This window comes from Massilia aurea, from assembly GCF_040790145.1.
GTDB lineage: Bacteria > Pseudomonadota > Gammaproteobacteria > Burkholderiales > Burkholderiaceae_D > Telluria > Telluria aurea_C.
In genome coordinates this window covers 58,563-80,200 of the sequence record NZ_JBFMMP010000004.1, presented here as the reverse complement: position 1 = coordinate 80,200, position 21,638 = coordinate 58,563, and the positions used below count along the sequence as shown (strand labels likewise).

Below are 21,638 nucleotides of genomic sequence, written 5' to 3'. Positions count from 1 at the left end.
GATGGTGCATGATGGTGCGAGCGTTGTCGCGGGTATTCATGTTAACGTTGAACGCGTCGGCGGCATAGCCACCAACCCCGTAGGGTTGGCGGGTCTCCCGCCGACGCGTTCAACCGGCCTCGAATGGCCGAATCCTATTCCAGGTTCTGCACCTGTTCGCGCATCTGCTCGATGAGCAACTTGAGCTCCATCGACGCATCGGCCAATTCCTTCACCGACGCCTTGGCGCCGAGCGTATTTGCTTCGCGATTGAGTTCTTGCATCATGAAGTCGAGACGCTTGCCGACCTGGCCACCCTTCTTGAGGATGTGGCGGGTTTCATTCAGGTGCGCCGAGAGGCGCGACAATTCTTCGGAGACGTCGATCCGGATGCCATACAAGGTGACCTCTTGGCGAATGCGCTCCAGCACTTCCTGGCGCGTGAGCGTCGACGGATTGCCGTGGCCGGCCACGCCCAGGACATCCTGCATGCGGTCGATGGCCTTGTTCTGGAATTGCGAAATGACTTGCGGGATCAGCGGCGTGATGCGCCTGACGATCGCTTCCATCGATTCGATACGCGATTGCAGCATGGTTTCGAGCGCCGCGCCTTCACGTCGGCGGCTGTCGACAAAGGCGGCGATGGTGGTGACCGTGAGCGCGGCGACGTCGGCCTGGAGCGACTCCTGGCCGATGGTCGATTCTTCGATGACGCCGGGCCAGCGCAGCAGTTCGGCCACCGTCATCGGGGCGGCCTGGGCGAAGTGACGCGCCACTTCGCCTTGCAAACGGGCCAGGTCGGCCAGCAATTCCTGATTGAGCGCCGCCGCGCCGCTGCTGACCTTGCGGCCAAACGAGACACGCACTTCGACTTTGCCACGCTGAATCGCGGCCATGATCGCCGTTCGCAGATCGGGTTCAAGCGCGCGCAAATCGTCATTGATGCGGAACTGCAGATCAAGAAAGCGCGAGTTGACGCTCTTGATTTCGATCGTCAGGGTTCCGGCAGCGCCTTCGCTGGTGGCGACCGCATAACCTGTCATGCTTGAAATGCTCAATGGGATCCCCGGTTTTTATTCTTTACAAAGCCGACATTTATCCACACAATCGCGCTGTTTAGCAAGGATACCCAATTGGATGGCTGCACAGAATAACGCTCCTCTGCCCGCAGGACTCGAAATTGCCGGATACCGCATTGTAAAGAAAATTGCGTCCGGCGGGTTCAGTATCGTATATCTTGCCTATGACAGCGAGGGCAATGCGGTCGCCATCAAGGAGTACCTGCCGAGCGCTTTGGCGCTGCGCCAGCCGGATCAATTGATTCCCGTGGTGCCCAAGCCGCACCTCGCGGTTTTTCGCATTGGGCTGAAGTGTTTTTTTGAAGAAGGCCGCGCCCTGGCGCGCATCGTGCACCCGAATGTGGTGCGCGTGCTCAATTTTTTCCGTGCCCACGAGACCGTATACATGGTCATGGCCTACGAATCCGGTCATTCGCTGCAGGAACACGTCGCGCGCGCCGCCGCCAAGGGCACTGGCCTGAGCGAAAAATTCGTGCGCACGGTGTTTCATGGCGTCTGCAGCGGCCTGCGCGAAGTACATGCCAACAAGCTGTTGCACCTCGACCTGAAACCGGCCAACATTTATTTGCGAACCGACGGCTCGCCGCTGCTGCTCGACTTCGGCGCCGCGCGCCAGACGCTGCACACCGACGCGCCGATGCTTGCCCCGATGTACACGCCGGGCTTTGCCGCGCCCGAGCTGTACACGCGCGGTGCGGCCCTCGGGCCCTGGACCGATATTTACAGTCTTGGCGCCGCGATGCTCTCGTGCATGAGCCTCTCGACGCCGCCGCCAGTCGAGGCGCGCCGCGCGGACGATCACGTGCCACGCCAGCTGGCGCGCCTGGCAGGGTACTATTCACCGGAGCTGGTCAAACTGGTGGCCACCTGCCTGGCGCTCGATCCGCTGCTGCGGCCGCAAAGCGTGTTCGAGATCCAGAAAGCGCTGCAGGCGGCGCCGGCGTCGCCGCTGCCGGTGCGGGCAACGACGCCGCCGGTAGTCGACGCGCTGGAGACGGGCGAAGCACGCGGCGGCTGGCGCGGCCTGGTCGATCGTCTCGGCGCATTCCGGCGCGATCAGTAAGACGAGCAGGCGCACGATGAACAGACGCGGTTAAGGAAACTCATGCAATTTTCGGTGTATCAACAAAGCCATATTGGCGGACGCAAGGTCAATCAGGACCGCATGGGCTACTGCTACACGCGCGACGCCTTGCTCCTGCTGCTGGCGGACGGCATGGGCGGGCACCTGGGCGGCGAGATTGCCGCGACCATCGCGCTGCAGACGGTGTCGGCGATGTTCCGCCTGCAGGCGCGCCCGTACGTGAAAAAGCCCGAGCGCTTCCTCGAAGAAGCGCTGCTGCAGGCGCACCACGACATCCAGGCCTACGCCGTCACCCACGGCTTGCCCGAAATGCCACGCACCACGGTCGTGGCCTGCCTCATCCAGCACAACTGCGCGGTGTGGGCCCACGTGGGCGACTCGCGCCTGTACTGGGTGCGGCGCAACCAGGTGCTGGCCTGCACGCGCGACCACTCGCATTTCGAGTACCTGCTCGAGCGCGGCCGTGCCGACCCTTCCGAGCGCAACACCCACCCGGATCGTAACAAACTCTACAACTGCCTGGGCGCCTCGAGCGTGCCGAAGATCGAGCTGTCGGCGCAGCACAGCCTGCAGCATGGCGACGTGCTGCTGCTGTGCTCCGACGGCCTGTGGTCCATGCTGCCCGACACCGAAATCGTGCACCGCCTGGCCACCGGCGACGTGGTGCAGGCGGTGCCGGAACTGGTGCAGATGGCGGCCGCCATCGGTGGCGCGCAGGCCGACAACACAACGGCCCTGGCCATCGCCTGGCAGGGCGCAACCGGCGTGCTCGATGCCGACGGGCAGAACGTGATCTCGACCCAGTTGCTGGCCGAAGACGCCGTGAGCTCCACCATCGTCGCCGGCGACCCGCTGCCGGAAGGCAGTGACGCGTTCGACGAAGACGACATCGAAAAAGCGATCGCTGAAATCCGCGAAGCCATTGAAAAATCGTCCCAGCTGCTCAAGTAACCGAAAGACCGCCATGATTTTCCAACAGCGCCCGAGCGGCCGCGCGATCGACCAGCTGCGCCCGATCGTCATCACCCGCAACTACACCCGGCACGCCGAAGGCTCGGTGCTGATCGAGTTCGGCGACACCAGGGTCATTTGCACGGCCAGCATCGAAGACAAGGTGCCGGGCTTTTTGAAAGGCAAGGGCCAGGGCTGGCTGACGGCCGAATACGGCATGCTGCCGCGCTCGACCCACGCGCGCATGGACCGTGAAGCCGCGCGCGGCAAGCAAAGCGGGCGCACGCAGGAAATCCAGCGCCTGATCGGCCGCTCGCTGCGCGCCGCGTTCGACCTGCACGCCTTCGGCGAGCGCACGCTGCACCTCGATTGCGACGTGATCCAGGCCGACGGCGGCACCCGCACCGCGGCCATTACCGGCGCGATGGTGGCGGCGCACGACGCCTTTACTTCGCTGCTCTCGTCGTGCGCGATCACGGCGCTGCCGGTGCGGCATTTTGTCGCGGCCGTATCGGTCGGCGTCTACCGCGGCGTGCCGGTGCTCGACCTGGATTATCCGGAAGACTCGGACTGCGACACCGACATGAACGTGGTCATGAACGAGCAGGGCCACTTTATTGAAGTGCAGGGCACGGCCGAAGGCGCGGCCTTCGACCGCGCCGGCATGGACCGCCTGCTCGACCTGGCGCAGGCGGGCATTGCCGACCTGATCCATTTGCAGAAGCAGGCGCTGCGCGTGGCATGACGGGTAGTCGGGCGGTGGGCGCGCGAAGCCGGTAAAATGACCGGTTTCCTATCCTGCACCCTGACTACCATGACCCAGCGCCTGATCCTCGCCTCCAACAACGCCGGCAAGCTCAAGGAATTCGCCCAGCTGCTCGGCCCGATCGGCCTCGACCTGCATCCGCAAGGCGAATTCGACGTTCCTGAAGCAGAAGAGCCGTTCGGCACCTTTGTTGAAAACGCGCTGGCCAAGGCGCGCCACGCTTCGCGCCTGACCGGCCTGCCGGCATTGGCCGACGATTCGGGCGTGTGCGTCAATGCGCTTGGCGGCGCGCCGGGCGTGTATTCGGCGCGCTACGCTGGCGAGCCGAAATCCGACGCCAGCAACAGCCGCAAGCTGGTCGCCGACCTGTCGACGCTGAGCGACAAATCGGCCTATTACTATTGCGTGCTGGTGTATGTGCGCCACCCGGACGATCCGCAGCCGATCATCGCCGACGGGCGCTGGAACGGCGAAATCATCGCCACGCCGCGCGGCGAGAACGGCTTCGGCTACGACCCGTACTTCTTGATTCCGTCGCTCGGCAAGACCACGGCCGAACTGGCGGCCGATGAAAAGAATGCGCTGTCGCACCGCGGCCAGGCGCTGCGCGCGCTGGTCGAGAAACTGAAAACCGCCTGACATGATCCCCATTAAATTCGTCGGTGAGAACGTACCGCAACCGCTTGCCGGCGAGCCGCGTTCACCTGCCACGGCCGCGCTGCAATACCTGCAGCCAGGCGCGCTGAACCTGACCGCGCTGCCGCCACTGTCGCTGTACGTGCACTGGCCGTGGTGCGTGCGCAAATGCCCATACTGCGATTTCAATTCGCACGAAGGCAAGGGCGAACTGCCCGAAAAAGAGTATCTGGACGCGCTGCGCCTGGATCTGGAACAGTCGCTGCCGCTGATCTGGGGCCGCAAGATCCACACCGTGTTCATCGGCGGCGGCACGCCCAGCCTGATGTCGGCAGCGGGCCTGGACCGCTTGATGTCCGACCTGCGCACCTTGCTGCCGCTGGAACTCGACGCCGAGATCACGATGGAAGCCAACCCCGGCACCTTCGAGGCCGAGCGTTTCAAAAGCTATCGCGAGAGTGGCATCAACCGCCTGTCGATCGGTATCCAGAGTTTTAATCCGGCGCACCTGAAGGCGCTGGGGCGCATCCACGATGGCGACGAAGCGCTGCGCGCAGTCGAGATCGCAAAGAACACGTTCGATAATTTCAATCTCGACCTGATGTACGCGCTGCCGTCGCAGACACTGGCCGAGGCGCGTCATGACCTGGAAACGGCGCTCGCGTTCGCGCCGCCGCACCTGTCGCTATACCACCTGACGATGGAACCGAACACGGTCTTTGCCAAGTATCCGCCGGCGCTGCCGGACGACGATCTGAGCGCCGACATGCAGGACATGATCGCCGAGGTGACGGGCGGCGCCGGCTACGACCATTACGAAGTGTCGGCCTACGCCAGGGCGGGCCGGCGCGCGCGCCATAACCTGAACTACTGGCAGTTCGGCGACTACCTGGGCATCGGCGCCGGCGCGCACTCGAAGATCTCGTTCCCGCATCGCATCCTGCGCCAGGCCCGCTACAAGCAGCCGGCTTCGTTCATCGAGGCGGCCAAGCGCGGCAACCCGGTGCAGGAAGAACACGAAATCGGCCGCGCCGACATGGGCTTCGAGTTCATGCTCAACACGCTGCGCCTGACCGGCGGCTTCGATCCGAACCTGTTCGGCGAGCGCACCGGGATGAGCATCAACACGATTGCCAAAATGCTCAACGAGGCCGAGGCGAAGGGTCTGATTTATCGCGATCACAAGCTGATCAGGCCGACCGAGCTGGGGCAGCGTTTTCTGAACGATTTGCAGGAGATGTTCTTGGCGGAGTAGGGGGGGCACCTTGCTCTCTATGCCTGCACGACGCCCGCCATTGCCTTGAGCGTGCGCACCAGGCCATCGACAACGCGTGCCAGGCCATCGTATTCGTCGGGGGCCTCGTGGTTTTTCTCGCCGGGTAGCGGCGCGGTGTGGAAGTAGGGGTAGCCGAGGAAGTCAGGGCCGGTAATCAGCAAGGTTGTCGTGCCTGCGCTGCCAAGGCCTTGGCTGGTGAGCGTCAAGCCCATCACGTGGGCCGATGTCGCCAGCCCGTGGCGCATCTGGTGCGGGTCGCTGCGCAATGCGGCGAACGCCTGACGCACGCGCTGCGATGCGGCGGGTGTGCCGATGAACGCGATGAAGTTGTCCAAGCCGTTATGTGCGTGCGGCGCAGTGTCAATTAAAAACACAAAACGGATTTCAGTGCCGGACTCAAGGCGCAAATCCTTGACGGCCCGCGCCAGTTCGAGCACTGCGGACGCGCCCACATCCCCGCCCGGCCCGACGCGCGCACCGACCAGAAACGTGCGGCTTGGCGTGGCGCCCGGCGTCACGCTGGCGACAGCCGCTTCGATAGCGTGTTCAGGATGGGTAGCGCTGCCGGCGCCCGTCTTGTGCGGCATATAGCCATAACGCCGCAACGACGTTTCTACGTGCCGCAGCGCGCTGCACGGCGCACCGGGCGCCAGAGCCTGCGCATGCTCTTGCAGGCGTGTCGCCAGCGGGACGCGGGCCGATTTGGTCTCGACAGTCAGGGTCGCCAACACGATGGCAAGCACGATCGCGACGATGACTTTCCAATGTGAGTTGAAGAAATTTCTCATGGCGGCACACGGCGCCGTGGGGCGCGTCTTCGGCAATCGATGCAAGCAGTGTAGCCAATCGCGCAAATATCTGCACCCACAGATCGGTGCAATGCCGCGCTACAACGTCCGCGATGCGGCGTCTACACCACAGCAAGCACGATGACCGCCGCCACGTTGCGCATCCTCAATTGCGCCGCGATTTCGCATCGCTAAGATCGGGCGTTGCCGTGTGATCTGCGGCGGTCATCGTGAGGCGAAGACAGTGAAACTCGATCAACTTGCTGCGAGTGTCATGGGGTTGTCGGATTCAAATCGTGCCATACGACTTCGCATATCTGGCGCCCATGGCATCGTCGACGATCTGCTGCTGGTGAAATATGTGAGCGGGGTAGAAACGATGTGCGGAGGGCTCGAATATGCCCTGCAATGCTTGTGTCTCAAGGCCGGTCTGGCGCTGAAGGATTTCATTGCCAATCCGGTTGAGTTGCAGTTCGTGACCGATACCGGATCGTTGCGCACGGTGTGCGGCATCGTCGGGGGCGTGACGGAGGGCCAGAGCGACGGGGGGCTGGCCACTTACCAGTTGATTGTTCGTGACGCGATCTCTCTGCTCGATGAAACCTGCAACACGCGTGTCTTTCGCAATCGCAGCGAGGTCGACATCACCGAGATCATCCTGCGCGAATGGTGTCAATCCAATCCCATTGCCAGCGCCGCTTTTCGCTTCGACCTCACTGGACTCAAGCACTATCCAGCCCGCGAATTCACCATGCAATACAACGAGTCGAATGCCGCATTTCTGCGCCGCTTGTGGAAACGGCGCGGCATCGCGTGGTACATCCGGGCCGGTGACTCGAATGAACGCGGCAGCGACAACACGCCTGTCCATACGCTGGTGCTGTTCGATCAGCCGAATGCAATCGATCAAAATCCAGCCGGTCCCGCGCGCTATCACCGGGGCGGCGCCACCGAGCAGCGCGACGGCATTACGGCCTGGTATGCAGTCCGTAAATTGACTGCTGGTCGCGTGGAACGCCAGAGCTGGGACTATCGGAACGCCTGGGCGATGAATAGCCAGGACACGAGCCTTGCCAAGCAAGGCGAATCCGGCAACCAGTTTGCAGCATCGCTGGACGACTATCTGATCGACCCGCCGCACGCAGGCGACAGCTCGAACGACTATCACCACCTTGGCCTGGCGCGCGTACAGCGCAAGGAATACGAGGCCAAGTTCTTTCAGGGAGAAAGTGGTGACCGCGAAATGCGCGTCGGACAGTGGCGTGAAATTAAAGGTCATCCAGAAATCGATTCGCATCCCTCGGAGCAGCGCGAGTTTGTCTGCACCGAATTGCGGGTAGAAGCGGAAAATAATCTGCCCACGACGCTGAACGAACGAGCTGGCCGGCTATTCACCCTGAATCGCTGGAGCAGTGATCTGGTGCGCGCCAGTGCCGAGCGCGGCGTGCGCTATTCCAACCGATTCACTTGCGTGCGGCGCGGCATACCGATTGTCCCCGCATTCGATCCACGCACCGATTTGCCGCGCACGGCGCCGCAAACCGCCATTGTCGTCGGGCCTGCGAACCAGGAGATTCACTGCGACGCAATGGGACGAATCAAGTTGCGTTTCCCGGCATGCCGCTCGAAAGACCACGAGCACGCAGGCGGTGCGGGCACATCGGACAGCGACCGGGATTCGGCGTGGGTGCGTCTGGCAACAGCCTGGGCTGGCAATCGATACGGCGCGATCTCGCTGCCGCGCGCAGGGGACGAGGTGGTCGTCGTGTTTTTGGGCGGCGACCCGGATAAACCGCTCGTGATCGGAAGTGTCCAGGGATGCCGCACGCCGCCGCCTTCTTTTAGCCGTACCAGCATTTTGCCTGGGGATCGACACTTGTCCGGAATTGTGAGCCGGGAAGGGCAGGGGACACGCGCAAACCAATTGCGCCTGGACGACACGCCCGGACAGATCAGCGCGCAGCTTGGGAGCGAGCACGATCACAGCCAGCTCAACCTCGGTTTTCTCACGCAACCACGACGTGATGGTGCGGCCACGCCACGTGGTGAGGGCGCTGAGTTACGTACCGATGCGGCGTTGGCGCTGCGCGGAGGTCAAGGCGTCTTGATCAGCGCAGACGCGTCGCTGCGGGCAGCAGGACGGCAGTTGGATCGGGATGGATTGACCGGATTGGCCGAGGCGCTGGCGAGCATACAAAAGCAATTGGCCGATCTGGCCGAGACCCATGAAACAGATGCCGTGGAAATCGAGTCGCTGGCGCAGGTGAAGTCACATCTGGAGCAGTGGGAACAGGGCAGCAACACCGCAGGACAGGCGGCCGACGGGAATGGCGCACCCATTGTCGCGATCGAGGCGCCGGCGGGGGTGATAGTGGGCAGTCAGGCTGGCGTCACGATCGGAGCGCAGACGCATGTCGATGTGGTCAGTGTCCGGAATATCCAGTTGTCTGCTGGCCGCAAGCTGATGTTGCATGCGCTGCAGGGGATTGGTTTGTTTGCGCATTCGCTGGGAGCGAAATTGGTTGCGGCGAGCGGGAAGGTGGAGATTATCGCCCAAGGCGATGACGTGGAAATTACGTCGGCAAGACGCATCGTTCTCGCTGCAACTGAGGAGATTGTTTTGCAGGCGCCGAAGGTTACGCTGGTGACACAGGGTGCGCAGGCAGCATTTGGCGAAGGGGCGATTACGCATCAGTGCACGGGGAGTTTCTTAGTGAAGTCGGCTAAAGCGGAATTTCCGAATGCAGGGGATGGTGGGGTGGACTCGATGCGAATGCCTGAAAGCGTGGTTGAACATGATCAGCGTGTGAGATTGGTCGATCTAAGTACCGGTGAGCCGTTGGCGGAGCAACGATACCGAATCACATTGGAGGATGGTCAGGTTGTGGAGGGACGTACAAATGCAGATGGAATGACTCATGACTTTTCGTCGGACATCCCATTTGCCCAGTACAGGATCGAAGCAATTGATGACTAGCAGGGGTAAATTCGAATAATGATAGTGATAAATGTCACATTTAGCCTAACGGGTTAAGAGAAACAAGAAAGGTGTGCGATGACGAGTTTGCCAGGAAAAAATGGATACAAGCTGCCGATCAATCCGGAGAAAAAGCAAGGGAAAATTTCTCAAGGTTTCGTAACGCCTAAGCAGGACAAAACTCCCCAAGTTCAAAAGATTCCACCGAAACGCGTGTTACCTATCGTGTTCATACCCGGAATTATGGGGTCGAACTTGAGGATGACGGAGTCCCGTCAGATAGAACTAGGTGGGATGCATAATATCTCTTGGAGACCAGACAATTCGAGTGTGACGATCAAACAATATAACGATAGCCCGATTGAAAGGCAATTACGTTTGGATCCGGAAAATACCGAAGTAGATACGTACGATACCGTAAAAAATCTGACAGGAAATGCGGAAGAGAGCTCAGACCTGCGCAATCAAAGCGTAACATACACGAGAGGATATCGAGGTTGGGGGAGACTTGACGGCCCTTTACTTCAGCCAGATCTACCGGGAACTGAAAATCGCCGTAACCAAGATCAAAAAGCTCGTGAGCGAGGATGGGGGGAAATCTATTACGGAAGCTATCAAAAAGTTCTAGAAATCTGTGAGAGTAAGCTTAATTCTGCATTTTTTGGTGGGGCAATGGACCTCTATTTGCGGACCAATATTTTGAACGTCGACCCCAAGAAATGGCAGGCGGAGCCCAATAGTTCTATGGCCGCTCTCGATGAGAATTCCATGCGAGATGCGGTGAAAGGGTGTTGGTTTCCAGTACACGCAATGGGGTATAACTGGCTCAAAGGAAACTTCGAATCTGGCGTCACTATTGCGAAAAGGATTGGCGTCTTGATTGATAAGTACAGAGGTCAAGGATTTGAGTGTGAAAAAGTTATTCTTATAACGCATTCAATGGGCGGACTAGTAGCGCGTGCGGTTGTCCATCCCTCAATCGGAAATGCAAACGATAAAATTTTGGGTGTCATTCACGGAGTCATGCCGGCCATGGGAGCGGGTGCAGCCTACAAAAGAATGCGTTGTGGAGTTGAAGGGAATTGGACAGCGCCGACAGAGAGAATTACAGCAGGTGTCTTGGGAGATAACGCAGAAGACGTAACTGCAGTACTTGCGAATGCTCAAGGTGCATTGGAGCTGCTCCCGAACCAGTTTTACGGAGCACACTGGCTGGAATTTCGAGATGAGAAAAAATATTGAGAAGTTGGCCTGCCCAATGTCCATACGAGGAAATTTATAAAGTAAGAGGGAAGTGGTTCAGCTTATTCCGAGAGAGATGGATTAACCCAGCAGATACGCCAGGATTCGGAATTGTCAAGACTTTGAATTTATTGGACGACGCAAAGAGCTTTCACGCGAAAATTGAGAATACTTATCACAGTCAGAGTTATGCTCACTATGGGGTAGATCCGGAAAGAAAGGCTTGGCATAAAGTGATATGGAAGATAGATAGTGAGGTTGAGTCAAGCGATATTGATTCGTTAAAGATCGTCGGGGATAATCGAAAAGGCAGTCTTAGTCTAATTGATCTGAAATCTCCGATAAATTCCAGAAAGGCTAATTTTTTGAATGTTGAAATGCTCGGCCCCGATGCCCCTGGCGATCAAACCGTACCGTCGCATTCAGCCGATGCACAACTTTTGAGTAGGAAGTTTAAGGGTGTTTTTCGACAAAAAGGCTATGAGCATCAGGGAAGTTATTCCGACCCTGTCGTGTTGGCATCGACTATGTATAGTTTGTTTAAAATAATATCTACGATGAAGTGGGGTGGGTAATGAAAAAATTCCTCTATCATCCGATTGCTTGGGTAGTTGGAATACTGGTATTGACTATAGTAATTATTAACCCGTTGGAGGGTAAAGTGACTTCGTCATCGAAAAAAATGGATGAAATATTTACGAACACGCGTGTTGTGTGCTTCGGTCGATTACGGGTAACAATTCCTGAGACTGCGTCTGTTATCTATGGGCCTATTACGGTCGATGGAAATATGCAGTTTTATCGCAATCAATCCTCGAGTATTGCCTCCTTGGTTGAATCACGTCTTCAAAGTGTTCAAGAAGAGAAGAGCTATCTGGCGGATTACTCTTTGGCTAAGCTTCCGATGGTTGGGAAGGTCGTTGATGGCATCATTCCAGGTCAGAAAATTGTGTTCGGTGCGAAAAGCTCAGTGAGCTATGCGATTCATTCCTACATCCCGATGGAAGGCGATCTTTTTATCCAATATATTAGTAGTGTAATGCCAAGTGCGGACAGTGTGTCATTGGTGAATAAGGTCGCTGGTCAGCTGAGTCTTCGTTCTGAGAACGAAATTCCTGAGGAAATGGGAATGTGTATTGAAGGAGGTTTTGTTCAGGTTAATGCAGACTACGAAAGCAGTGCTATCGGCATTTATCTGAAAGAAATTCCGGATGTTCGAATCTCGATCGAGGCACGTAAAAACCATGATAACTTACAAGGAGGGAGTAGTCCGCGGAAGCTCAGACGACAAGCGGAAGAACGCGCGGTCATGCTTGGATTCGGTAATTTCTTCTCCAGGATAAAAGTGCTCCGAGATGGGGCACGGCAGCTGGGAATATGGCATGGTGAAGAAATTCTCACCAGGCGACCCGCGTACAAAGATGATACAGATGCTCATGAGTTTCGTTTTTTCAGCGTTGGCGAGAAAAACAGTGCGTTGCACCCCTTGCTGGATGTTCGCTTAGATTCCGGCGTAAAGGGTGATGCGAAAGCCAAGGTCAAGCCCAGCCTTACAGATGAAGAAGCGTTAGCTCTCTGGGACAGAGTACTCCCGTCTATTGGCGTGCGCCAACCAAGCGACGCAACTCCATCCAACGAAGTACCACTAAAAACCCCACTCGGCGCCATCAGCAAATCAGGCGAAATCTGCCCGCAGAGCGGCTTTTGGGAATGTACCGACAAACGGAAGATCGACGGCGCAAGACGTCGTCTGTTCACGCAGGGCGAAAAAATCCCGCCAGTGATCGCCACTGGTTACATCAGTCTTTTGAGAACACTGATCGGGGACGTCTACCGTGTCGCTTACGTCGACTGGAAATTGACTGCTTATGAGACCATCCCGACAGCTTCGGGCGACGTCGATGGTAAGCCGGATGAGGACGATCGCGCAGAGGACACCCATGCCTAACATCATCCGCCTGAACGACCCCACCAGCCACGGCGGCAAAGTCACCAGCGTCGCCGCCACCCATTTCACCGTCGGCGGCATCGCAGTCGCCTGCCTCGGCGACGAATGCGTATGCCCGATCCACGGTAAAGGCACCATCGTCGAAGGCGATCCCAACCACACGATCAACGGCGTGCAAGTCGCTTACGACGGCCACAAAACCAGCTGCGGCGCCACCCTGACTTCAACCATCGCAACCTTCACCCGCACCTAGCCTGATCCAGCGCGGCCAGGTCACCGCCACCAACCTGCATACGAAAAAAAACCGGGCCACGCAGGCCCGGTTCTCATTCACATTAGCAGCACAGCAACTTATCGCGCCGCCACCGGCGCCCCGTCGGCTTGCGCCGCCGGCTCCACCCAACCGCCACCGAGCACGCGATACAACGCGACCTGGTTCTGCAAACGCAGCAGATTGGCGTTCACCGACAACTGCTGCGACTGGAACAGCGAACGCTGTGCATCGAGCAGGTCGAGCTGGCTGGCCGCGCCGCTGCGGTAGCGCAGGTCGGACAGGTTGAAGCGGTCGGCTTCGGCTTCGGTCACGGCCGATTGCGCGCGCAGCTGTTCGCTGTACGTGGCCTGGCCGGCCAGGGCGTCCGCCACTTCGCGGAATGCGGTCTGGATTGACTGCTCGTAGCGGGCCACGGCGATGTCGCGCTGGGCACGGGCGGCGCCCAGCGTGGCGGTGTTGCGGCCGTAGTCGAAGATCGGCAGGATCGCCTGCGGGGCGAAGGACCAGCCCCAGGTGCCGCTGTCGAACAGGCCCGACAGTTCGGTGCTGGCGCTGCCGGCCGAACCGGTCAGCGAAATGCGCGGGAAGAAGTTCGCGCGCGCAGCGCCGATGTTGGCGTTGGCGGCGATCAGTTCCTGCTCGGCCGCGCGGATGTCCGGACGGTTGGCCAGCAGGTCCGATGGCAGCCCGGCCGGCAGGTCGGGCAGCTCGGTCTTGGCCAGCGTGGCGCCGGCCGAGACGTCCGCCGGCAGCGGCTGGCCCACCAGCAGCGTCAGCAGGTTGATGTCCTGGGCGCGGAAGCGCTGTTGTTGCGCCAGCGTGGCCAGGGCCGTTTCAACGAGCGAACGCGATTGCTGGAGTTCGAGACGCGAGGCGACGCCGTTATCGAAGCGCAATTGCGTCAGGCGGTCCGAATCCTGGCGCGTCTTGACGGTGTCTTGCGTGATGCGCAGCAGTTCTTCGTCGGCCAGCAGTTGCAGATAGGCGTTGGCGACCGATGCGATCAGGCTGATCTGCGTGGTCTTGCGCGCTTCTTCGGTGGCCAGGTATTGCGCCAGCGCGGCCTCGCTCAGGTTGCGCACCCGGCCGAACAGGTCGAGCTCGAACGACGTGACTTGCAGGCCGGCCGAATAGGTACTGTCGATCGGCTGGTCTTCGCCCACGGTCTGGCGGTTGCCGCTGATGCCCAGGCCCACCGACGGCAGCCGGTCGGCACGGGTAATGCGGTATTGCGCGCGGGCCTGCTCGATGTTGGCGATGGAGATACGCAGGTCACGGTTGTTCACCAGTGCCTGGTCGATCAGCTGACGCAGGCGGGTATCGGCAAAGAACTGCTGCCAGGCGACCGATGCCGGGGCAGCATCGAGTACCGGGCTGGCCGCGTCCGCGGCCGACTTCGGCAATTCCGGGAAGGCGCCTGCCACCGGCGCCACCGGGCGTTCATAGTCCGGCGCCATCGACATGCAGCCTGCCAGCGCCATTGCCAGCGCCAGCGGGGTCACGAGTTTCATATGCTTGATCATGCTTTGTTCCCTTCTTCTGCAGCTTGCCGTTCCTGTTTTTCCTGCTCATGCTGTTTTTCTTGCGCATGGGCGTACATCTTGCGCTGGCGCTCGCTGCCCTTGAAGAGCGTGCGGACGACGACGAAGAACACCGGCACAAAGATCACGCCGAGCACGGTAGCCGTAATCATACCGCCCATCACGCCGGTACCGATCGCGCGCTGCGACGCCGAACCGGCGCCGCTCGCGATCACCAGCGGCAGCACGCCGAGGATAAAGGCCAGCGAGGTCATGATGATCGGGCGGAAGCGCAGGTGAGCCGCTTCAAGCGCCGCATCGAACGGCGACTTGCCTTCGGCTTGCAGGTCCTTTGCAAACTCGACAATCAGAATCGCGTTCTTCGCCGCCAGGCCAATGATGGTGATCAGGCCGACCTTGAAGTAGACATCGTTCGACAAGCCGCGCATATTGGCTGCCAGCAGCGAACCAAGGATACCCAGCGGCACCACCAGCATCACCGCCACTGGAATGGTCCAGCTTTCATACAGTGCGGCCAGGGCCAGGAACACCGCCAGCAGCGCGAAGCCGATCAGGATGAACACGGTCGAGCCCGACAGCAGTTCCTCGCGCGACTGGCCGGTCCACTCATACGAGAAGCCAGGCGGCAGTTGGGCTGCCAGGCGCTGCATTTCGTCCAGCGCTTCGCCGCTCGAGTAACCAGGCGCCGGCTCACCGGTCAGTTTCATCGCCGGATAGCCGTTGTAGCGGTTGGTCTGCATCGGGCCGGTGGTCCATTCCGTGGTCGCGAACGAAGACAGCGGCACCGGCTGGCCCTGGGTATTCATCGCATTGATCTTCAGCAGATCGTCAGGCTGCATGCGCTGTGGCGCATCGGCTTGCACGATCACGCGCTGCAGGCGGCCGGCGTTCGGGAAGTCGTTCACGTACGACGAACCCATCGAGGTCGACAGCGCCGTGTTGATCGCGGCGAAGGTCACGCCCAGGGCTTGCGCCTTGTCGCGGTCGATGTTCAGCTTGAGCTGCGGCGCATCTTCCAGGCCTTCCGGACGCATGCCCGTCAGGATCTTGCTTTGCGACGCCATGCCCAGCATCTGGTTACGCGCGGCCAGCAAGGCAGCGTGGCCATTGCCGGCACGATCTTGCAGGCGGAACGAGAAGCCGGTGCCGGTACCCAGTTCCGGGATCGGCGGCGGGCTTACCACGAAGATGAACGAGTCGCGCAGCGCGCCCATGTGGCCGGTGATCCGACCCGCGAACGATTGCGCATCCTGGCCGTCACCCTTGCGCTCGTCCCATGACTTCATCGGGATGAATGCCAGGCCCATGTTCTGGCCCTGGCCAGAGAACGAGAAGCCGGTAATGGCCACGATGTTGGCCGTTTCAGGCTGCTTCATGACGAACTCTTCCATTGCACGCATGACCGTGTTGGTACGTTCGGCAGTCGCGCCAGGCGGCAGCTGAACGTTGGCGATCACGTAGCCCTGGTCTTCGTTCGGCAGGAACGAGTTCGGCAGGCGCGTGAACATCACGCCGACGATGACGACCAGCAGCGCGAACACCACCATCCAGCGGCCGGCGCGTTTCATGAGGGCGCCGACGAAGCCTTCGTATTTTTTGGCGCCGGTGGTGAACTTGCGGTTGAACCAGCCGAAGAAACCCTTCTTCTCGTGATTGTGGCCCGCTTCGACCGGTTGCAGCAGGTGGGCGCACAGTGCCGGGGTCAGCGACAGCGCCAGGAACGCCGAGAAGGCGATCGAGGTCACCATCACCACCGAGAACTGGCGGTAGATGTTGCCGACCGCACCAGCAAAGAACGCCAGCGGCACGAACACGGCGATCAGGACGACGGTCACGCCGATGATGGCGCCCGAGATCTGGCCCATCGCCTTGCGTGTGGCTTCCAGCGGCGGCAAGCCTTCTTCGCTCATGATCCGTTCGACGTTCTCGACTACCACAATGGCATCATCGACGACGATACCAATCACCAGCACCATGCCGAACATGGTCAGCACGTTGATCGAGAAGCCCATCGCCAGCAGGCAGGCGAACGAGCCCAGCAGTGCGATCGGCACCACGATGGTCGGGATCAGGGTGTAGCGGAAGTTCTGCAGGAACAGATACATCACCAGGAACACCAGCACGATCGCTTCGAGCAGGGTGTGCACCACTTGCTCGATCGAAATCGAGATGAACGTGGTGGAGTCGTAAGGGATCGAGTATTTCACACCGGCCGGGAAGAGCTTCTGCAGCTCGGCCATGCGCTCCTTGATCAGATCTGCGGTTTCCAGGGCGTTACCCGATGGCGCCAGCTGCACGCCGATACCGGCCGATGGCTTGCCGTTCAGGCGCGCCGCGGTGGCATAGGCCTGGCCGCCGATTTCGATGCGCGCTACATCCTTCAGGCGCACGGTCGAGCCGTCCTGGTTTGCGCGCAGCACGATATTGCCGAACTGCTCGACGTTCGACAGCTGGCCGGTCACGATGACGGTGGCGCTGATCTGCTGGCCCTGCGCCAGCGGCAGGTCGCCAATGGTGCCGGATGCAACCTGGGCATTCTGCTGCGAGATCGCGCTGGTAACGTCGGCCGGCGACAGGCTGTAGCCGACCAGCTTGGCCGGATCGATCCAGATCCGCATTGCTTTTTCGGTGCCAAACAGCTGGGCCTGGCCAACGCCGGTAATGCGCTGGATTTCAGGCAGCACATTGCGCGAGGCATAATCGCCTAGCGTAATGTTGTCCATGTTCGGGTCATCCGACGACAGGATCGTAAACAGCAGGAAGTTCGAGCGTGACTTGTCGACGCGCACACCCTGCTGCGTCACCGCCGGCGGCAGGCGCGGAGTCGCGCGTGACAGGCGGTTTTGAACGTCAACCTGAGCGAGTTCCGGATCGGTGCCGGTCTCGAAAGAAATGGTGATCGAGCCAGTGCCATTGGCCTGGCTGGTCGATTCCATATAGATCATGCCTTGGGCACCGTTCATCTCGCGTTCGATAATCGAGATGACGGAATCCTCCAGCGTTTGCGCCGATGCACCCGGGTAGGTGACGTTGACGACGATCGCGGGCGGGGCCACGGACGGGTATTGCGCGATCGGCAGCTGCTTGATGGCGACGCCACCTAGCACCATGATGAACAGCGCGATCACCCAGGCAAAAATTGGGCGGTCAATAAAAAAACGTGCCATTGAAAAGTCCTGTTCGTTTTATTCTTAGCGGCTGCTGTCGGCCGGGGTCGTTGCACCCGCCGCTGGCGAACCGGAATTCGGGGTGCGTGCACCGGCAGCATTCGCGCCAGCGGCGGCCTGAGCGCCGGCAGCGTTCGGCTGGGCAGCCGGTGCGCCTGCCTGGGTCGGCGCCTGTGGCGCGCCAGGTGGCGTCCACTGCACTGGCTTGACCGGCGTACCTGGCGGCAGCATCTGCAGTTTCTGGAAGCCGTCGACCATGACTTTTTCGCCTTCTTTCAGGCCGTCGGTGACTACCCAGTTTTCGCCTTTCTGCGAACCGACCACGACCTTGCGGGACACTGGCTTGTTGTCGGCGCCAATGACCATCACGGTGTCGCCAGTCTGGCCGCCGCGGGTGACTGCTTGCTGCGGCACCAGGATGCCGCGCGTTTCGGCCTGCGACAGGCGTACGCGTGCATACTGGCCTGGCAGCAGGGCATTGTCCGGATTGTCGATCGCAGCGCGCAGCGTGACCTGGCCGCTGGTTTCATCGACGGTAACGTCCGAGAACAGCAGCTTGCCCTGGCGTGCCATCACGGTGCCGTCATCGAGCACGACCGAGACCGGCAGCTCGCCGTCGGCCTTGCCGCTGGCCTGCTTGCGCAGGCGCTGCAGATCGTTCGCCGATTGCGTGATGTTCAGGTACATGCGGTCGGTCTGCTGGATCAGGGCCAGCTCGGTCGACTGCGTGGCCGAGACCAGCGCGCCTTCGGTCACCAGCGAGCGGCCGATGCGGCCGGAGATCGGGGCATTGACATTGGTATAGCCAAGATTGATCTGGGCAACGCGGACCTGGGCGCGGGCGGCGGCCACTTCGGCCTCGCCTTGGCGTTGGGCAGCAATAGCGTTGTCGAATTCCTGCTTGCTGACGGCGTTGGCTTCGACCAGCGGCTTGTAGCGATCGGCAATGGCCTTGGCCGCCACCAGGTTGGCCTGGGCACGTGCGAGGTCAGCCTGGGCTGAAGCGACCTGGGCCTGATAAGGCGCGGCGTCGATCTGGTACAGCGCCTGGCCCTGCTTGACGATGCTGCCTTCGGTGAACAGGCGTTTCTGGACGTTGCCATCGACGCGGGCGCGCACCTGGGCGGTGCGGATTGCCTCGACGCGGGCTGGCAGCTCGGTGACCAGGGCAACGGTTTCGATTTTGGTGGTAATCACACCAGCCTGGACAGCGGGCGCTTGCTGGCCGCCAGGGGCGGCGCCGGCTGGCGCTTCATCTTTCTTGCCGCAGGCGGACAGCAGGACCAGGGCCGCCAGGGTGGCGGCAGCGACCCGGGTCAGGGACGGGGACGAGGATTGGGCAGGGCGCATTACGTGTGCTTCCTTCTAGTTAGTAACGCGTTGATGTCACGCTCCGGTCACTCGAATGTGGTGGAGGGCAATATCAACACTGGCTTTTGCAAATAGTTTTATATACTATCACGACTGTATGTAAAATGTTTTGCCCCCTTGTAATTTTGGAGTGTCCCCCGAATATGGTCCGCAGGACGAAAGAAGAAGCCGCCGCAACACGCGACAGCATCCTTGACGCAGCCGAGATTTTGTTTGCAAAACATGGCGTTTCAAGAACAACTTTACAGCATATTGCAACCGCGGCGGGCGTGACGCGCGGAGCGATTTATTGGCATTTTGTTGACAAAGGCGCCGTGTTCAGCGCAATGATGGAACGCGCCACGATGCCGATGGATGCCGCTGTCAAGCTCGCTGGCGAGCGTGCGCACACCGATCCGCTGCAATGCCTGCGCGACGAGATGATGGCCGTGCTGCACATCGTGGAGAGCGACGAAAAGGCGCGCCGCGTGTTCGAGATCGCCACGCTCAAGACCGAGTTCACCGACGAGGTCGATTCGGCGCGCGCCCACAAGCGCGAATCGGTCGCGCGCTGGCGCGGGCGGATGCAGGATCAGTTCACGCAGGCGAAGGCCGAGGGCATGCTGCCGGCCACGGTCGATCCGCGCAATGCGTCGATGAGCATGTGGGTCATGCTCGATGGGCTGCTACGCAACTGGATTTTTGAACCAGGTGCATTCGAGCTGGTGGCGCTGGGATCGGAGTTGATCGATACGTATATTGCAGGGCTGCGGGCGCGCTGAGCGACGCCGCAACGGTGTTCATGCACGCAACCTCAACTACGTCGTTCCCGCCTCCGCGCATTGCTGTCCGGGATAATACCGCTGACCTGAAAACCGTCGTTCCAGCGAAGGCTGGAACCCAAGCTCAGCATCTTTGCCGCAAAATTGATGGCGGCCCGCAACGGAATTAGGTTCCAGCCTTCGCTGGAACGACGTGCAAATGGCTTGAATGTTGTATCTGGTATCGCATGGACTGCAGCTCCGGCAACGAAAAAGCGCTCTATTGCAGACTTACCGGTTATCCCGGACAGCAGTGCGCCTCCGCGGGAACGACGGTTTCAAGTCCTGCGTCTGCGCTTACCGCATCCCTTCGATCATCACCTTCAGCTTGATCGAGTCAGCCACGAATGCGCGAATTCCTTCGGCCAGCTTCTCGGTCGCCATCGCATCTTCATTGAGCATGAAGCGGAACGTCTTTTCGTCGATCGCGATCTTTTCGATATCCGCTGCATCGTCCTTGACCAGTTTGCGCTCGAACGGCGCGTCGCTGTCGGCCAGCTTTTGCAGCAGGTCGGGCGAAATGGTGAGCAGGTCGCAGCCAGCCAGTTCGAGAATCTGCGACGTGTTGCGGAAACTCGCGCCCATCACTTCGGTGGCGTAGCCGAACTTGCGGTAGTACTGGTAGATGCCCTTGACCGATTGCACACCCGGATCGTCGGCGCCCTGATAATCGGTACCGGTCGACTTCTTGTACCAGTCGTAGATGCGGCCGACGAACGGCGAAATCAGCTTCACATTCGCTTCGGCGCAGGCCACGGCCTGGCACAGCGAGAACAGCAGCGTCAGGTTGCAGTGGATGCCGTCTCGTTCCAGGATCTCGGCGGCGCGGATGCCTTCCCAGGTCGAGGCGATCTTGATCAGCACGCGTTCGCGCGACACGCCGGCCGCCTGATACAGCGCGATCAGTTCGCGGCCCTTGGCCACCGTCGCTTGGGTATCGAACGACAGGGCGGCATCGATCTCGGTCGACACGCGGCCCGGCACGAACTCGAGGATTTCCACGCCGAAGGCGATCAACAGATTGTCGATGATGGCGTCGATCGATGCGTCGGGTGCGTTCGCGATGGCTTTTTCCAGCAGCGGGCGGTATTCCGGCTTCTGCACGGCCTTCAGGATGAGCGAAGGATTGGTGGTCGCGTCCTGTGGCGTATAGGCCTTGATCGACTGGAAGTCGCCGGTGTCGGCAACGACGGTGGTGAATTGCTTGAGCTGTTCGAGTTGGTTCATGGTGGTCTCTTGAATGTTCTTAGAAATCGGTGCCCGCGACAAACGCGGCCAGCATGGCTTCCAGGCCGGCGCGGTCCTCGTCGCTGAAGCGCTCGCGTTTCGGGCTGTCGATATCGAACACGCCGATCAGGCGGTCGTCCTTGATCACCGGGATCACGATCTCGGCGGCGGACGCCGAATCGCAGGCGATGTGGCCGGGGAACGCATGCACGTCGGCGACGACGATGGTTTCGCGCTGGACGGCGCTCGTGCCACAGACGCCGCGCCCGAACGGGATGCGGGCGCAGGCCGGCTTGCCCTGGAACGGGCCGACCAGCAGGTCATTGCCTTCGCCCTTCCTGGACGGCACGGTGAAGTAGAAGCCGGCCCAATTGAGGTCGGCGATGGTGTCGTAGACAAGGGCCGAGAACTGCGACGCATTGGCCGTCAGGTCGCGTTCACCTTCGAGGATGCTCGTGACCTGGCGTACCAGCAGGTCGTAATCGGGGCGGTCGCTGCGTTCTGGATTGATGTGCATGGCGATGACTTTGGA

The 21,638-nt window shown here is 60.3% G+C and carries 17 protein-coding genes and 1 pseudogene; 11 read left to right on the top strand and 7 right to left on the bottom strand.

Translation table 11 applies throughout. The annotated features are described in order from the left end of the window. Positions 1-134 precede the first annotated feature (134 nt). Positions 135-1,022 carry a YicC/YloC family endoribonuclease gene (locus AB2N08_RS08540; RefSeq protein WP_367610212.1) on the bottom strand — a complete coding sequence of 296 codons (888 nt, stop codon included), beginning with the start codon at positions 1,020-1,022 and terminating at the stop codon, positions 135-137. 94 nt (positions 1,023-1,116) lie between these two features. On the opposite strand from AB2N08_RS08540, the gene AB2N08_RS08535 reads away from it, so the two are divergent. The 5 genes from AB2N08_RS08535 (at position 1,117) to hemW (ending at position 5,750) form a co-directional block, all read left to right on the top strand. Continuing rightward, positions 1,117-2,121: a serine/threonine-protein kinase gene (locus tag AB2N08_RS08535; RefSeq protein WP_367610211.1), complete on the top strand. Its 1,005-nt coding sequence runs from the start codon at positions 1,117-1,119 to the stop codon at positions 2,119-2,121. Positions 2,122-2,163: 42 nt separating this feature from the next. Further along, positions 2,164-3,093: a PP2C family protein-serine/threonine phosphatase gene (locus AB2N08_RS08530; protein WP_367610210.1), complete on the top strand. Its 930-nt coding sequence runs from the start codon at positions 2,164-2,166 to the stop codon at positions 3,091-3,093. A 13-nt stretch (positions 3,094-3,106) separates the two neighbouring features. Beyond that, positions 3,107-3,838, top strand: coding sequence for a ribonuclease PH (rph, locus tag AB2N08_RS08525; protein ID WP_367610209.1), 732 nt, complete (start codon positions 3,107-3,109; stop codon positions 3,836-3,838). Positions 3,839-3,907: 69 nt separating this feature from the next. Beyond that, positions 3,908-4,498 (top strand): RdgB/HAM1 family non-canonical purine NTP pyrophosphatase, encoded by a 591-nt coding sequence (rdgB, locus tag AB2N08_RS08520; protein ID WP_367610208.1) that lies wholly within the window; start codon positions 3,908-3,910, stop codon positions 4,496-4,498. Between the two features lies 1 nt (position 4,499). Continuing rightward, positions 4,500-5,750, top strand: coding sequence for a radical SAM family heme chaperone HemW (gene hemW, locus AB2N08_RS08515; protein ID WP_367610207.1), 1,251 nt, complete (start codon positions 4,500-4,502; stop codon positions 5,748-5,750). Between the two features lie 17 nt (positions 5,751-5,767). Here the strand turns inward: hemW and AB2N08_RS08510 are convergent, their stop codons facing one another. Continuing rightward, positions 5,768-6,559: a hypothetical protein gene (locus AB2N08_RS08510; protein ID WP_367610206.1), complete on the bottom strand. Its 792-nt coding sequence runs from the start codon at positions 6,557-6,559 to the stop codon at positions 5,768-5,770. Positions 6,560-6,803: 244 nt separating this feature from the next. Between AB2N08_RS08510 and AB2N08_RS08505 the strand changes: the two genes are divergently transcribed. The 4 genes from AB2N08_RS08505 to AB2N08_RS08490 all read left to right on the top strand — a co-directional run bounded on the left by AB2N08_RS08505 (position 6,804) and on the right by AB2N08_RS08490 (position 12,979). Then, positions 6,804-9,536, top strand: coding sequence for a type VI secretion system Vgr family protein (locus AB2N08_RS08505; protein WP_367610205.1), 2,733 nt, complete (start codon positions 6,804-6,806; stop codon positions 9,534-9,536). A 78-nt stretch (positions 9,537-9,614) separates the two neighbouring features. After that, positions 9,615-10,778 carry a PGAP1-like alpha/beta domain-containing protein gene (locus tag AB2N08_RS08500; RefSeq protein WP_367610204.1) on the top strand — a complete coding sequence of 388 codons (1,164 nt, stop codon included), beginning with the start codon at positions 9,615-9,617 and terminating at the stop codon, positions 10,776-10,778. 574 nt (positions 10,779-11,352) lie between these two features. Continuing rightward, a complete protein-coding gene (locus tag AB2N08_RS08495) occupies positions 11,353-12,726 on the top strand; it encodes a T6SS immunity protein Tli4 family protein (RefSeq protein WP_367610203.1) in 1,374 nt (457 codons plus the stop codon). After that, on the top strand, positions 12,719-12,979 hold the full coding sequence (locus AB2N08_RS08490) for a PAAR domain-containing protein (protein ID WP_367610202.1): 261 nt from the start codon (positions 12,719-12,721) through the stop codon (positions 12,977-12,979). The genes AB2N08_RS08495 and AB2N08_RS08490 overlap by 8 nt, the downstream gene beginning before the upstream one ends. Positions 12,980-13,077: 98 nt before the next feature. Here AB2N08_RS08490 and AB2N08_RS08485 read toward each other — a convergent pair whose 3' ends face one another. The 3 genes from AB2N08_RS08485 to AB2N08_RS08475 are packed head-to-tail and all read right to left on the bottom strand — an operon-like array spanning position 13,078 to position 19,058. Next, positions 13,078-14,523: an efflux transporter outer membrane subunit gene (locus AB2N08_RS08485; protein ID WP_367610201.1), complete on the bottom strand. Its 1,446-nt coding sequence runs from the start codon at positions 14,521-14,523 to the stop codon at positions 13,078-13,080. Then, entirely contained in the window at positions 14,520-17,708 is a 3,189-nt protein-coding gene (locus AB2N08_RS08480) for an efflux RND transporter permease subunit (RefSeq protein ID WP_367610200.1), read from the bottom strand. The genes AB2N08_RS08485 and AB2N08_RS08480 overlap by 4 nt, the downstream gene beginning before the upstream one ends. Before the next feature lie 24 nt (positions 17,709-17,732). Beyond that, the gene (locus tag AB2N08_RS08475; protein WP_367610199.1) at positions 17,733-19,058 is read right to left on the bottom strand and encodes an efflux RND transporter periplasmic adaptor subunit; all 1,326 of its coding nucleotides are present in this window, start codon (positions 19,056-19,058) and stop codon (positions 17,733-17,735) included. Positions 19,059-19,183: 125 nt separating this feature from the next. Between AB2N08_RS08475 and AB2N08_RS22935 the strand changes: the two are divergent. After that, positions 19,184-19,348, top strand: a pseudogene (locus AB2N08_RS22935) (TetR family transcriptional regulator); the annotation flags it as partial. Between the two features lie 45 nt (positions 19,349-19,393). Continuing rightward, positions 19,394-19,840, top strand: coding sequence for a TetR family transcriptional regulator C-terminal domain-containing protein (locus tag AB2N08_RS08470; RefSeq protein WP_370662409.1), 447 nt, complete (start codon positions 19,394-19,396; stop codon positions 19,838-19,840). 336 nt (positions 19,841-20,176) lie between these two features. On the opposite strand, the gene tal is transcribed toward AB2N08_RS08470, so the two are convergent. Both tal and AB2N08_RS08460 read right to left on the bottom strand, forming a co-directional pair. Beyond that, a complete protein-coding gene (tal, locus tag AB2N08_RS08465) occupies positions 20,177-21,106 on the bottom strand; it encodes a transaldolase (RefSeq protein WP_367610197.1) in 930 nt (309 codons plus the stop codon). 19 nt (positions 21,107-21,125) lie between these two features. Beyond that, positions 21,126-21,623: a GAF domain-containing protein gene (locus tag AB2N08_RS08460; RefSeq protein WP_367610196.1), complete on the bottom strand. Its 498-nt coding sequence runs from the start codon at positions 21,621-21,623 to the stop codon at positions 21,126-21,128. Positions 21,624-21,638 lie beyond the last annotated feature (15 nt).

What these genes read in the sequence shown, in the direction of transcription:
- AB2N08_RS08540 (WP_367610212.1), bottom strand. Translation starts at nt 1,022, where the DNA reads ATGACAGGTTATGCGGTCGCCACCAGCGAAGGCGCTGCCGGAACCCTG.
- AB2N08_RS08535 (WP_367610211.1), top strand. Translation starts at nt 1,117, where the DNA reads ATGGCTGCACAGAATAACGCTCCTCTGCCCGCAGGACTCGAAATTGCC.
- AB2N08_RS08530 (WP_367610210.1), top strand. Translation starts at nt 2,164, where the DNA reads ATGCAATTTTCGGTGTATCAACAAAGCCATATTGGCGGACGCAAGGTC.
- rph (WP_367610209.1), top strand. Translation starts at nt 3,107, where the DNA reads ATGATTTTCCAACAGCGCCCGAGCGGCCGCGCGATCGACCAGCTGCGC.
- rdgB (WP_367610208.1), top strand. Translation starts at nt 3,908, where the DNA reads ATGACCCAGCGCCTGATCCTCGCCTCCAACAACGCCGGCAAGCTCAAG.
- hemW (WP_367610207.1), top strand. Translation starts at nt 4,500, where the DNA reads ATGATCCCCATTAAATTCGTCGGTGAGAACGTACCGCAACCGCTTGCC.
- AB2N08_RS08510 (WP_367610206.1), bottom strand. Translation starts at nt 6,559, where the DNA reads ATGAGAAATTTCTTCAACTCACATTGGAAAGTCATCGTCGCGATCGTG.
- AB2N08_RS08500 (WP_367610204.1), top strand. Translation starts at nt 9,615, where the DNA reads ATGACGAGTTTGCCAGGAAAAAATGGATACAAGCTGCCGATCAATCCG.
- AB2N08_RS08495 (WP_367610203.1), top strand. Translation starts at nt 11,353, where the DNA reads ATGAAAAAATTCCTCTATCATCCGATTGCTTGGGTAGTTGGAATACTG.
- AB2N08_RS08490 (WP_367610202.1), top strand. Translation starts at nt 12,719, where the DNA reads ATGCCTAACATCATCCGCCTGAACGACCCCACCAGCCACGGCGGCAAA.
- AB2N08_RS08485 (WP_367610201.1), bottom strand. Translation starts at nt 14,523, where the DNA reads ATGATCAAGCATATGAAACTCGTGACCCCGCTGGCGCTGGCAATGGCG.
- AB2N08_RS08480 (WP_367610200.1), bottom strand. Translation starts at nt 17,708, where the DNA reads ATGGCACGTTTTTTTATTGACCGCCCAATTTTTGCCTGGGTGATCGCG.
- AB2N08_RS08475 (WP_367610199.1), bottom strand. Translation starts at nt 19,058, where the DNA reads ATGCGCCCTGCCCAATCCTCGTCCCCGTCCCTGACCCGGGTCGCTGCC.
- tal (WP_367610197.1), bottom strand. Translation starts at nt 21,106, where the DNA reads ATGAACCAACTCGAACAGCTCAAGCAATTCACCACCGTCGTTGCCGAC.
- AB2N08_RS08460 (WP_367610196.1), bottom strand. Translation starts at nt 21,623, where the DNA reads ATGCACATCAATCCAGAACGCAGCGACCGCCCCGATTACGACCTGCTG.